This window comes from Limosilactobacillus alvi, assembly GCF_016900115.1.
Classification (GTDB): Bacteria; Bacillota; Bacilli; order Lactobacillales; family Lactobacillaceae; genus Limosilactobacillus; species Limosilactobacillus alvi.
Map to the genome: position 1 here is coordinate 63,337 of NZ_JACJJQ010000003.1, position 12,032 is coordinate 75,368.

General features: G+C 42.2%; 11 protein-coding genes. 1 reads left to right on the forward strand and 10 read right to left on the reverse strand.

What is annotated here, in order from left to right; all coding sequences use genetic code 11:
• Positions 1-2 precede the first annotated feature (2 nt).
• From recJ to uvrC, 5 genes are all read right to left on the reverse strand, one after another.
• Positions 3-2,282 (reverse strand): single-stranded-DNA-specific exonuclease RecJ, encoded by a 2,280-nt coding sequence (gene recJ / locus H5993_RS01225; protein ID WP_428980924.1) that lies wholly within the window; start codon positions 2,280-2,282, stop codon positions 3-5.
• A gap of 53 nt (positions 2,283-2,335) precedes the next feature.
• Positions 2,336-3,169 carry an SDR family NAD(P)-dependent oxidoreductase gene (locus H5993_RS01230; protein ID WP_204775915.1) on the reverse strand — a complete coding sequence of 278 codons (834 nt, stop codon included), beginning with the start codon at positions 3,167-3,169 and terminating at the stop codon, positions 2,336-2,338.
• Positions 3,170-3,185: 16 nt separating this feature from the next.
• Positions 3,186-4,112 (reverse strand): ribonuclease Z, encoded by a 927-nt coding sequence (gene rnz, locus H5993_RS01235; RefSeq protein WP_204775916.1) that lies wholly within the window; start codon positions 4,110-4,112, stop codon positions 3,186-3,188.
• Positions 4,113-4,125: 13 nt separating this feature from the next.
• The gene (obgE, locus tag H5993_RS01240; RefSeq protein WP_204775917.1) at positions 4,126-5,427 is read right to left on the reverse strand and encodes a GTPase ObgE; all 1,302 of its coding nucleotides are present in this window, start codon (positions 5,425-5,427) and stop codon (positions 4,126-4,128) included.
• Positions 5,428-5,490: 63 nt separating this feature from the next.
• Entirely contained in the window at positions 5,491-7,302 is a 1,812-nt protein-coding gene (gene uvrC / locus H5993_RS01245) for an excinuclease ABC subunit UvrC (protein WP_204775918.1), read from the reverse strand.
• Positions 7,303-7,439: 137 nt separating this feature from the next.
• Between uvrC and H5993_RS01250 the strand changes: the two genes are divergently transcribed.
• A complete protein-coding gene (locus tag H5993_RS01250) occupies positions 7,440-7,583 on the forward strand; it encodes an SPJ_0845 family protein (RefSeq protein ID WP_180869990.1) in 144 nt (47 codons plus the stop codon).
• Between the two features lie 111 nt (positions 7,584-7,694).
• Here the strand turns inward: H5993_RS01250 and H5993_RS01255 are convergent, their stop codons facing one another.
• From H5993_RS01255 to H5993_RS01275, 5 genes are all read right to left on the reverse strand, one after another.
• On the reverse strand, positions 7,695-7,994 hold the full coding sequence (locus H5993_RS01255) for a nucleoside triphosphate pyrophosphohydrolase family protein (protein WP_180869992.1): 300 nt from the start codon (positions 7,992-7,994) through the stop codon (positions 7,695-7,697).
• The gene (yihA, locus tag H5993_RS01260; RefSeq protein WP_180869994.1) at positions 7,995-8,585 is read right to left on the reverse strand and encodes a ribosome biogenesis GTP-binding protein YihA/YsxC; all 591 of its coding nucleotides are present in this window, start codon (positions 8,583-8,585) and stop codon (positions 7,995-7,997) included.
• 9 nt (positions 8,586-8,594) lie between these two features.
• The gene (gene clpX, locus H5993_RS01265) at positions 8,595-9,848 is read right to left on the reverse strand and encodes an ATP-dependent Clp protease ATP-binding subunit ClpX (RefSeq protein WP_204775919.1); all 1,254 of its coding nucleotides are present in this window, start codon (positions 9,846-9,848) and stop codon (positions 8,595-8,597) included.
• 220 nt (positions 9,849-10,068) lie between these two features.
• Positions 10,069-11,385 carry a trigger factor gene (gene tig / locus H5993_RS01270; protein WP_204775920.1) on the reverse strand — a complete coding sequence of 439 codons (1,317 nt, stop codon included), beginning with the start codon at positions 11,383-11,385 and terminating at the stop codon, positions 10,069-10,071.
• Between the two features lie 218 nt (positions 11,386-11,603).
• Positions 11,604-12,032: transposase (locus H5993_RS01275; protein ID WP_204775921.1), on the reverse strand; the 429-nt coding region annotated here is incomplete at its 5' end.

Genomic DNA, 12,032 nt, shown 5'->3' on the forward strand with positions numbered 1-12,032 from the left:
CTTTAGTGCGAGTTAAGGTTTTGCTTGACCCATGCTACTAATTGATCACTTGTTGAACGTAATAAGGTCTGTTCAACAGTTAATTGGGCCATTCGTTGCCGGTAACTCATTGTTTGTTTTAAATCTGCCCGCGTAATCTCTTTTACCGGTGCCAAAACACCGTCCTTTATTGTAACAAATCTAAGCTCCAAAAACACATGAATCATAAAAATTAACTGCTCATTATCAACCTGAAGATAATTTGCTAACTGTTGTCCCATTCGATTGAGATTAATCTTTTGTTGGCGAATTGTTTGATATAAGGCAACAAACTGTTGACGTCCCGGCATCCCCCGCTGATGTAATGGGGTCCGCGAGAAAAACATTAAGTGAATTCTTGCAACCCGTTGACAATTTTTGAGGATCTTAACCAACGTCGGTAAATCCGGTGGACAGTCAACAATGACAACCTTTTGATCAGTTAGATCCATTGTTTGCGCCGTTCGACCACTAACAACTTGACCAGCTACGTTTCCGGTCAAGTTATCCCGGAGCTGTTGATTAAAGGTAACATAGACCGCTTTTTGCTTAAACATTGGGGCAATCAATCGCGTTACGCGGGCATCCTCGATTGCCGGACCAGTTATTTTTAAATCATGAAGCATTAATTGAAGCTTAGTTTGACCACGCCACCGATTTACCCCAACTTGAACCGCTAAATCAGGAGTGCTTCCCTGCAACGATGATAATAGCCCCGCATTATTAAAAGCCAATACAGCCACTTTTCCTTGGGCACCAGTAACGGTAAACTTTAAGTGCTGTTGCTTTTGCCCCATGGTTTGTAGATCGCTAATTTTAGCTGTCTTAAGTAAAAAGGTTGGCAATTCATTCCCAGGGCCAAACGGACCTAACCGTTGCAATTGACGATAAAATTCAAGTGTTAATTCCTTTTGTTCTAATTGACCAGCAATCGTCAAACTTGGCTTTTTCTGGCCGTCAAATTTTTGCTGGTCAGTTGCTCTTACTAGCACTGAACGTAATGTATCAGCTTGATCAACTTCAAATGATAAGCCACAAGCAAGTGGATGCCCCCCAAAAGCAGTCATGAGGTCCCGATGTTGATCTAAAGCCGCAAACAAATCAAAGCCATCCCGACTTCTTCCCGAAGCTTTCGCTACTGTTTCCCCTTGGTTAACACTCGCAACAATTGTTGGCTTACCCGTTGTCTGCAAAATGTGACTAGCAACGATTCCTAAAATTCCTTGATGCCAGTCATGACCGACAATTAAGAGTACCGGACGATCAACATTCTCTGGCTTTTTGGCTTCAACCATTGCCGCCTCAGTTACCGTTTGCACTAATTTTTGGCGTTCCTGATTGCAATCATCCACTGCCTTAGCCAATTGCCTTCCTTGATCTTCATCAAGAGTTGTCAGTAATTCAACCCCCTGGTTAGCATCTTCTAGTCGTCCCAAAGCATTTAACCGTGGAGCAATCTGAAAACCAATATCTTCTTCGGTTAAATGCGCTTCATCGGCGTTAGTTAAGCTAATTAGCTCATGAAGCCCAACTCGAACCCCTTGTCTTAGCTGATGAATGCCCATCGTAATTAGCGCTCGATTTTCACCGGCAACCGAAACAACATCAGCAATCTCGCCAATCGCTACCAAATCCAAAAGTTCAGTTGGAAATTCTTCAAGCAAAGCCCATGCCAGCTTAAAGGCAACTCCAACGCCTGAAAGATCACCACCTTGGTACTCATCACCAGGATATTTCGGATGGACGATCGCTTTGGCGACCGGTAATTCCGCCGGTAAACTGTGGTGGTCAGTAATTACAACATCGACCCCCTGATCATTAGCAAAATCAATTGCTTCTTTACCAGAAACTCCATTATCAACCGTCAAAATCAATTGGGTTCCCGCTTCAATTAGCCGTTGGTAAGCCGCTTGATTTGGTCCATATCCATCCTTGAACCGATTAGGGACGTAGTAATTTACATTGGCCCCAATCGTTTCTAGAGTTTCAAACATTAAAGCTGTACTAGTTATTCCATCCGCATCGTAGTCTCCATAGACCGTAATTAATTCATTATTTTCAATGGCGGTTACGATTCGATCGACCGCTTTATCCATATCATGAAGTTGATCTGGTGGCAGAATTGATTGAATTTGGGGCTTCAAAAATCCTTGGGCATCAGCAATTGATTCACATCCCCGATGTACTAAAAGATTGGCTAACAGCGGCGGCAAATCACACTGATCTGCAATCTGTGAGACCAATTTTTCTTGATCATTTGCCAATTGTTGCCACTCATAGTTTGCCCGTAACAAATCATCACCCCATCAATTCAAAACTATAGATTTTGTTTATTTTGCTGATAATCAAAGAACTTTTTAATGGCCCAATCACCTAGTCCTGGAACCATTTGATATAACCACGAAAGTTGTGCCGTGTAAGCTGGGACATTAATTTCCCGCCGTTTATAACCAACACTATCCCAAATTTGTTTTGCTAGCGTTTCCGGTGTGATAAACATCCAAGCGGGAAAATGAGCCACGAAGCGATGACTTGGATCAGCAGAATCATAAAAGGAAGTTTTAACCGGCCCCGGATTAACCGTTAAGACCTGTACTCCATAATCAGCAACTTCCATCCGTAAAATATTACTAAAATGAATTAGTCCTGCTTTTGAAGCTGAGTAAACCGCACTTCCCGGAATCGGAATCTTGCCGCCTAAGGAAGCAATGTTAATAATTGCCCCATATCCTTGATCCATCATTTGCTTAGCAACTGAACGGCTTAAATACATTGCTGCTAATAAATTAACGTTGACCATCTCAGCCATTGAAGACCGCGGTTGCTTTGTTACTTCAACCAGCTCACCAGCTCCAGCAGCATTGATTAAGACATCAATTTCACCAACTTCATGCCGGACCAGATCCAAAACGTGATCAATTTCATCTGGATCAGTTAAATCAAGCGCGAATGAGAAGGCTGGTCGGCCAGATAATATCATACACCGACTAGCAATTTGCTTTAAGCGCGTCCCTTTTTTCGCACACACAATCACAATTGCCCCACGCCGGGCAGCTTCAAAAGCGATTGCTTTCCCAATTCCACCAGAACCACCAGCAATTAATACTACCTTATTCTTGAGTGAACGCAATGACTTTAATCGCCGCATCATCTTTGGTCACTTCCTTTTACTTCAATGGAATTTCAATCTCTTCAAAATCCTTTACCACACGGGTTGCTGGAAAAATATCCCGAACCTGATAAGCTAACTGTGCTGTCGCTTTGCCAACATACCGGGCTGAAATATGATTTAACAATAACTGACCAACGTGCGCTTGCTTAGCAATTGTCGCTGCCTGAGCGTTAGTTGAATGATAATAATTCCGGGCTAGTTTAGCTTCGTTTTTAGCAAAGGTGCTCTCATGAACTAAAACATCGGCGTGATCGGCTAATTCCAGCGCTACTTTGGTTTTTCGGGTATCACCCAAGATTGCAACTACCCGCCCTTTTTGTGGGGCCCCAATAAAGTCTTTCCCGTCTAATTGGCGGCCATCTGGAAGCGTAACTACTTTTCCGGCCTTTAATTGGCCATAAATTGGACCTGCCGGAATGCCCGCTGCCTGAAGTTTATCAACTAACAATTCTCCTGGATGATCATGTTCCACGATCCGATAACCAAAACAAGCAATTTTATGATCTAATTTCTTAGCAAAAACGGTAAAGGTTTTATCGTGAAAAATTTCGCCATCATCGGTTAATTCAACAAATTTAATGGGATACGAAAGACGGGATTCACTCACTCGTAAAGCAACTTGAACATATTCTTTAATTCCCTTTGGTCCATAAATTGTTAATGGTTCCGTACCTCCTTGGAAGGAACGCGAACTTAATAACCCTGGTAAGCCAAAAATATGATCCCCGTGTAGGTGAGTAATAAAGATTTTTTCAATTTTTCGTGGGCGAATGGTCGTCCGTAAAATCTGATGTTGTGTCGCTTCGCCCACATCAAATAGCCAGACGGCTTTTCGTTCCTCTAATAATTTCAAGGCTAAACTTGAAACATTACGTTGTTTACTTGGGGAACCAGCCCCAGTTCCTAAAAATTCAATCTGCATTCATGCTTCCTCTTTACTGAATAAATTCAAAGGCAAAGTCTTCAATTCGGACAAGATCGCCATCCTTGATTCCCTTCGCCCGTAATGCTTCGTCAACTCCCATATGCCGTAACTGCCGGGCAAAGCGAAGTTGACTTTCTTCGTGCGTTAAATCGGTCATCTTAAATAGCTTTTCCAACTTAGCCCCACTAAGAACCCAAGTCCCATCTGGATCCCGACTAATTTCAAAGGCTGGACCTTCATCCGGCGCCTTGATTTCGTAGTTAACTGTTTCTGCTTCATCGTGGCTCAAGCTATCAAATGCAGGTGTTGCATCTAACAAGTTAGCCGTCTTTTGCATTAATTCTTGAACTCCTTGATGAGTCACGGCGGAGATTTCAAAAATTTCTGGTTCCTGTCCTTTTTTTGCTAAGGCCTCTTTAAAATGGGCTAAATTTGCTTTTGCCTCTGGGAGATCCATCTTCGTGGCAACCACAATTTGGGGACGCTTTAACAATTCAGGATCATAATTTGCTAATTCATGGTTAATGGCATGATAGCGTTCAATCGCTTGTTCAGGATCTTGACTTCCCATATCAACAAGATGTAATAAAACCCTTGTCCGTTCGATATGCCGCAAAAATTGTAACCCGAGGCCAACCCCCTTGGACGCCCCATCTATTAAACCAGGCATATCAGCCATCGCAAAATCACGACCATCTGGTAACATTACCATCCCTAAATTTGGGACCAAGGTTGTAAACTCATAAGCCGCAATCTTAGGCTTAGCGCCAGTTACGACCGATAATAAAGTCGACTTTCCAACGGAAGGAAAACCAACCAAGCCGACATCAGCTAACATCTTTAACTCTAATTCAAGGTAGCGATCTTCTCCTGGCTCACCGTTTTCCGCAATTTCCGGTGCCGGATTCTTAGCCGAAGCAAACCGCATATTACCGCGACCACCGCGACCACCCTTGGCGACCACCAAGGTTTGTCCCTTTTCTACTAAATCGCCGATAATCTGACCAGTATCAAGATCACGAACCGTTGTCCCTTGGGGAACTGCAATTACGGTATCCTCAGCTGCTGCTCCAGTCATCTGCTTACTCATTCCATTTTGCCCGTTTTGAGCTTTAAAAATCCGATGGTAGCGAAAGTCCATTAGGGTCCGCAGCCCTTCGTCAACTTTTAAAACAATGCTACCACCACGGCCTCCATCACCACCGGCAGGACCACCATTTGGTACGTATTTTTCCCGCCGGAAGGCAACCATGCCGTTACCGCCTTTTCCGGCATGGGCTTCAATCTTAATTTGATCCACAAAGGTTGTCATTTTCTTACTCCGTTCTTTTAGCGTTAATTTTTATTATATTGGAAAAGCGAAAGCCCGTCAAAATCAGTCGTGACTACTTCCCCGGTTAACAGCCGCTCGTTTTTGTAAGGATACCTTAATTAACTGTGCTGTTTTTTCATTGATCCCTAAGGCATGAATTTCATCGACTGAAGCTTCCGCAATTTTATCAATCGAACCAAACGCTTTTAGCAACTTAGTTCTGGTCCGCGGACCAACCCCCTTAATTTCATCTAAGCGCGAACTCAGAGAATGCTTGGTATGAACCCGGCGATGGAAGGTAATTGCAAACCGGTGAACTTCGTCTTGAATTCGCTGAACTAAGTAAAATCCTTGACTCCGGGGATTCAAATCAACGTGTTCGTCATTTGGTCCAAATAAAAGATCAGCCGTCCGGTGCTTATCATTCTTAACCATCCCAACAACTGGAATCTGGAGGCCTAATTCATTTTCTAGAACATCCTTAACCGCATCCATTTGGATTGCACCACCATCCATCATGATCATATCCGGCAACGGCTTATTTTCTTTTAAAAGTCGTGAATACCGTCGCCGAATAACTTCTTTGGTGCTTGCAGTTTCATCAGCGTGATTAATCACCGTGGTTAATTTATACTTCCGATACAGTTTCTTTGCCGGTTCACCATCGACAAAGACTACCATTGCTGAAACCGGATCAGCCCCTTGGATATGAGAGTGATCAAAAGCTTCAATTTTATGAGCAGTTGGTAAGCCAAGAGCATTCGTAATTTCGGTCATCGCCCCAGTTGTCTTTTGCTTATCCATTTCCAAGAGCCGGAATTTCTCATTTAAGGATAATCGCGCATTTTCTTCGGCCATTTCTAATAAATGAACCTTTTCTCCTCGTTGCGGGGTCCGGACCGGAATACCCAAAATGGCGGCTAGTTCCTTATTTGGAAGCCCCTTAGGTAATAAGAGTTCCTTAGGAAGAATATTATTCTTACGTTGATAAAATTGCAGAATAAAAGAGGTAAGTTCTTCAGATGCACTATCAACGACTGGAAAAAGCCGCTTTTCACGCTTCATCAAACGCGCTTGCCGAATAAAAAAGATTTGTAACGACAGCCACCCCTTATCAAAATAGTAGTTAATTACATCCCGGGGAGTCTTATCGTTAGAAATAATCTTTTGTTTTTCGACGGTAACTTCAATATAGTGAAGTTGGTCGCGTAATTCAGCAGCCCGTTCAAATTCAAGGCTTGCGGCCGCTTGATTCATTTTCCGGGTTAATTCAGCTTTGATTTGGCCGGTATTACCATTCAAAAAAGACTTAATTCTTTTGATTTGCGCTTCATAAACACTAGGCGGGACATCTTTAAAGCACGCACCAAGGCATTGACCAATGTGATAATACAGACACGGTCGTCCTTGGTAACCATTACACCGACGTAGCGGATAAACCTTTTGAATAAAATGAACCGTTTCTTCTGCTGCGTAAACATTCGGATAGGGACCAAAGTAATCGGCCCCATCATTTTTAATCTGCCCGGTAATTTTGATTTGCGGGTCGCGCTCTTTGGTGATCTTAATATAAGGATAGCCAGTCCCTCGTTTTAACTTAATATTAAAGTAAGGTTGGTGCTTCTGAATTAAGGTAATTTCTAATAAGAAAGACTCCTTATTCGTCGAAGTAACGATGGTTTCAAAATCCGCCACTTCTTCAACCATTTTTGCTACTTTACCTGTGTGACTACTCTTAAAGTACGAACGGACCCGGTTTTTTAGATTTTTAGCCTTCCCCACGTAAATTATGTGCCCAGCTGCATTCTTCATTAAATAACAACCAGGAGCATCCGGAAGGAGGGTAAGCTTATGTTCTAAGTACTCACTTGCCATTTTGCCGCTCCTTTCAACCTCTCTATTGTACTATCTTTTACCATCACTGATTACAGATCCTAACCTTTACCATTTATTTGGGCAGGCAATCTTTCTATGTTACAATAACAGGTAAATTTAATACCGAGGTGAAAAAAATGGGATTAGTAACCCGTCGTCAGGACACACTCGACCGCCTATTTGATAACTTTGCGATCGATCCTAAGAAACCAACAAAGGAAAAACCAGAAGATCAGAAAAATAAATCAAACGATGATAAAAAGACTACTAAAAAGGGTTAATTAGCATAACCCCCTATGTAATAGCGGTTGGAAATAAAACTACGAACGGCCACCAATAAGGTTAACCTGGACCTTAAATTGGTGGCCTTCTTTTTTCCAACCGTCTAATTTTTACTTACGCCGATCAAAACCATTGGGGTACCGTTTGTTTAAAGTTTCGATATTCTTCTTCGCAACTTCTTCAAACGGAATATTTGCCCATTCGGCAACTTGAGAGAGGTACCATAAAACATCCCCCATCTCATGAATTAATTGTTCTCGATCCAACGGTTTTCCTTTAAAAGTATAACTTTTAACTAAATCAACGACTTGGCCGCTTTCGCCAGCTAAACCAAGTGCACAATTAGTTAAAACTTGTTCATTCCCATATAAAGTTCTTTTGGCCGCCTCTTGGTAGTCATTAAAGTCCATTTACTTTACCCCCGTCTGTTGGCTAATCCAATTCCACACCGCTTCTTTACCTAGTTTGGTTTGGGCTGAAAAAAGTTGGAATGGCGCTATTTTAGTCATTGAAAATACTTGGCGCACTTGCTTTTCAATGCGATTGAATTGACTTGGCTTTACTTTATCCACCTTCGTCGCAACCACTAAGGTTGGCACATGATAATACGTTAACCATTGATACATCGCAACATCATCATCTGTTGGTTCATGCCGCCCATCTACTAATTCAATAACGCCTTTTAATTGGGGACGACTGGAGAGGTAATGCTCAATCATCTTACCAAATTTTTCCCGCTGCTTTTTCGAAACCTTGGCGTAACCATAACCTGGAACATCAACAAAATATAGTTGATCTTCAACATGGTAAAAGTTAAGCGTTTGTGTTTTTCCGGGTTGGCTCGAAGTATGAGCAAAATTTTTTCGATTAATTAAGACATTTGTCAAGGATGACTTTCCAACATTGGAGCGGCCGACCAAGGCAATCTCTGGTTGATTTCCAGTCGGGTATTGTTCCTCTTCAACCGCGCTGATCGTCAGTTCAACTTGATTTACTTCCATGGATGCCCCCTATGAAGCTTGCTGGTCTGTCATCACGTATTTTGGTTCTTCGTGATTAGTTACACTTGCCTTTGTAATCACAACTTTGGCCACATCTTGCCGGCTTGGTAAATCAAACATCACGTCTCGCATTACATCTTCAATAATTGACCGTAAGCCCCGCGCACCGGTATTGCGAGCAATCGCCAATTTAGCCATTTCTTTAAGGGCCGGTGCGGTAAATTCAAGTTCACTTCCGTCAAGCCGGATTAATTCTTGATATTGCTTAACCAAAGCATTCTTCGGTTCGGTTAAGATCCGAACTAAATCAGCTTCGTCAAGCTTTTCTAAGGCTGTTAAAACCGGAAGCCGGCCAATAAATTCTGGAATCAAACCGAACTTCAGCAGATCTTCAGGAATCACATGTTGCAAAATATTTTTATCTGTGACATCGTTGATTTCCCGTGAATCGGTACCAAAACCAATCGTCTTGTCCCCTAACCGTTCCTTTACAATACTTTCAATGCCATCAAAAGCACCACCAACGATGAAAAGAATATTGCTAGTATCAACTTGGATAAATTCCTGTTGCGGATGTTTCCGACCACCCTGTGGTGGAACATTAGCAATCGTACCTTCTAAAATCTTCAAAAGGGCTTGTTGAACCCCTTCCCCAGAAACATCACGGGTAATGGAAACATTCTCACTTTTTTTTGCGATTTTATCAATTTCGTCGATGTAGATAATCCCTTTTTCAGCCCGTTCAACATCGTAATCAGCAGCTTGCACGAGCTTAAGGATAATGTTTTCAACGTCTTCACCAACATAACCAGCTTCTGTTAAGGTTGTGGCGTCGGCAATTGCAAACGGTACATTTAAAATTCGCGCTAATGATTGGGCTAAATAAGTCTTCCCTGACCCAGTTGGTCCGATTACCGCAATGTTACTCTTTTGGAGTTCGGTATCATTATTATCGCCAGTAGTCATTGCATTAACTCGCTTATAGTGATTATAGACCGCAACCGAAAGCGTTTTTTTAGCTTCTTTTTGACCAATTACATAATCGTCAAGTTCCGCCATAATTTCTGCGGGTGTTGGAACCTTAAAAGTCCCCTGCGTACTTGCTTCATCCGCTAATTCCTGATCAATAATTTGTTGGCAGAGTTCAACACATTCGTTACAAATATAAACGCCAGGACCCGCAACAATCTTTTTTACCTCATCTTGTGACTTTCCACAAAAGGAGCAGTGAACGTTTTGTTCAGTATCCGTATCTTCAAACATTCAGTAATTGCCTCCTTATTGGGCACCTTTAAACCTTTTAACTTAGGCAAAAGATTCCCTTGTAATCATGCTTTTTAATAATAGCAAATTCAACTGCAAAATTCGAATAATTGATTTGTTTTCAATTTTCTTTGCCAATTATGACGGATTCTTTTTCAAAGGTAAAGAAAAAGAGCCCGACAAGTTGCCGGAACTCTTTTCATCTCATCTCTCTTGGAGATTACTTGTCTTCTTCGTCAGACTTTGCAGGCAAATCTTGCTTTGCTGAATCAGCAATCAAGTCAACAGCCTTCTTGATTTCAACATCGTGGGCAAGCATGTCCTTAGAAAGAGCCTTCAAAACGGCGTCCTTGTCCATCCCGTATTCTTCTGCTAAGTCACTGGCTTCGGCATCAATTTCTTCATCAGAAGCCGTTAAATTAGCATCCTTAACGATGGCTTCAAGTACCAAGTTAGTCTTAACCCGCTTTTCAGCCCCGTCAGCAAATTGCTTCTTAAGGTCATCTTCAGAAGTCCCAGTGATTTGGAAGTACATTTGAGGGTTAATCCCTTGTTGTTGCATCCCAGCCAAGTATTGTTGCATTTGACGGTTAGTGTCATCATCAAGCATGGCTTGTGGAATATCTTCCGTCGTAGCGTTGTTAACTGCAGCGTCAATAGCAGCATCTTCAATTGCAGCTTTAGCAGCCGTTTCCTTTTGTTCTTGAAGTTGCTTCTTCGTCTTTTCCTTTAAATCAGCTAAAGTGTCAACATCTTCGTCAACATCCTTAGCAAATTCGTCGTCCATTTCTGGTAATTGCTTTTCCTTTACTTCGTGGATCGTTACCGCAAAGTTAGCTTCCTTACCAGCTAATTCCTTAGCATGGTAATCTTCTGGGAAGGTAACCTTAACGTCAACCTTTTCGTCAGCCTTGTGACCAACCAATTGATCTTCAAAACCTGGAATGAAGCTACCAGAACCAAGTTCGAGTGAATAGTTGTCGGCAGAACCACCATCAAACTTTTCACCATCGATCGTCCCAACGTAGTCAATAACAACCGTGTCACCATTTTCAGCCGGTGCATCTTCCTTCAAAACAAGTTCTGCTTGTTGTTGACGCTTCTTTTCAAGTTCACTGTCAACATCGGCATCGCTAACGCTCGTATCTTGCTTTGGAACTGACATTCCCTTGTAGTCACCAAGCGTAACTTCAGGCTTAACGTAAACCGTAGCAGTAAGCTTCCAAGGTTGATCCTTTTCCATACTTTCAACGTTGATTTCTGGTTGGGCAACGGGTTCAATTTCAGTTTCCTTAATTGCTGCTTCATATGCATCTGGTAAGACCGCGTTCAAAGCATCTTGGTAAAGGGCTTCTTCACCATACATTTGGTTGAAGATGGTCCGTGGAACATGACCCTTCCGGAAACCAGGTACCGTGATCCGCTTTTGCGTCTTCTTGAATGCTTGGTCAATTCCCTTCTTAACCGTTTCAGTATCAATTTCGAACGTTAATGTCCCTTTGCTGGCATCGCTTTCGCGTTCCCATTTTGCTGACATTTCATTTCCTCCAATAACTATTCAGTTTTGGCTGGCTAGGCCAACCTTACATACTTATTAAGTTTACCCTAGCTATGCTTAGATTTCAACTGTTTAAACCGGATTCTCATCCCAAAACAATTCTTTTATCCTTTTGTAAAAAGAATTTCGAACAGCTACGAAAAAAGGCTCTTCGTCAACTGGTACTGATAGAATTTTTAAGGCTAAATTGGTCTAGTTTAGGCTGCCCAACGTGGGTGGCCTTTTTTGTCCCTCAATTTAATCTTAAAATGTGGGTTCTTGGCGACTAAGAGAATTCTTAAACGGAAGTTGTAGAAACTTCGATAGCCAAAGGCGATACGTTTAATTACTTTGATGAGGTTATTAGTTCCTTCGAGAGGCCCATTACTATAGAAAGTTTCAAAGCTACGCTTAATTTCGTTCTGATGGTTACGTAAGGTTCTTTGGGTCTTGCGCAAAGGTTGTGGTAAGGCAGTCAACTTTATCGTTAATAGTGCTTCTAAGCTCTTAATATTACGATTGTGCATGGCGTGAAGTAAGGCTTGGTAATAGTTGTAAGCTCCTAGGAGTTCCTCACTGGCATTTGTTAAACGATCAGTTAATTCTACTTCGGTTAACTGCGCACCGCCAAAGACGCGGTAGCGCCG

Bases quoted from the DNA above. Each gene is read 5' to 3' on its own strand.
- H5993_RS01230 (WP_204775915.1), bottom strand. From the start codon at position 3,169: ATGATGCGGCGATTAAAGTCATTGCGTTCACTCAAGAATAAGGTAGTA.
- rnz (WP_204775916.1), bottom strand. From the start codon at position 4,112: ATGCAGATTGAATTTTTAGGAACTGGGGCTGGTTCCCCAAGTAAACAA.
- obgE (WP_204775917.1), bottom strand. From the start codon at position 5,427: ATGACAACCTTTGTGGATCAAATTAAGATTGAAGCCCATGCCGGAAAA.
- uvrC (WP_204775918.1), bottom strand. From the start codon at position 7,302: ATGGCAAGTGAGTACTTAGAACATAAGCTTACCCTCCTTCCGGATGCT.
- H5993_RS01250 (WP_180869990.1), top strand. From the start codon at position 7,440: ATGGGATTAGTAACCCGTCGTCAGGACACACTCGACCGCCTATTTGAT.
- H5993_RS01255 (WP_180869992.1), bottom strand. From the start codon at position 7,994: ATGGACTTTAATGACTACCAAGAGGCGGCCAAAAGAACTTTATATGGG.
- yihA (WP_180869994.1), bottom strand. From the start codon at position 8,585: ATGGAAGTAAATCAAGTTGAACTGACGATCAGCGCGGTTGAAGAGGAA.
- clpX (WP_204775919.1), bottom strand. From the start codon at position 9,848: ATGTTTGAAGATACGGATACTGAACAAAACGTTCACTGCTCCTTTTGT.
- tig (WP_204775920.1), bottom strand. From the start codon at position 11,385: ATGTCAGCAAAATGGGAACGCGAAAGCGATGCCAGCAAAGGGACATTA.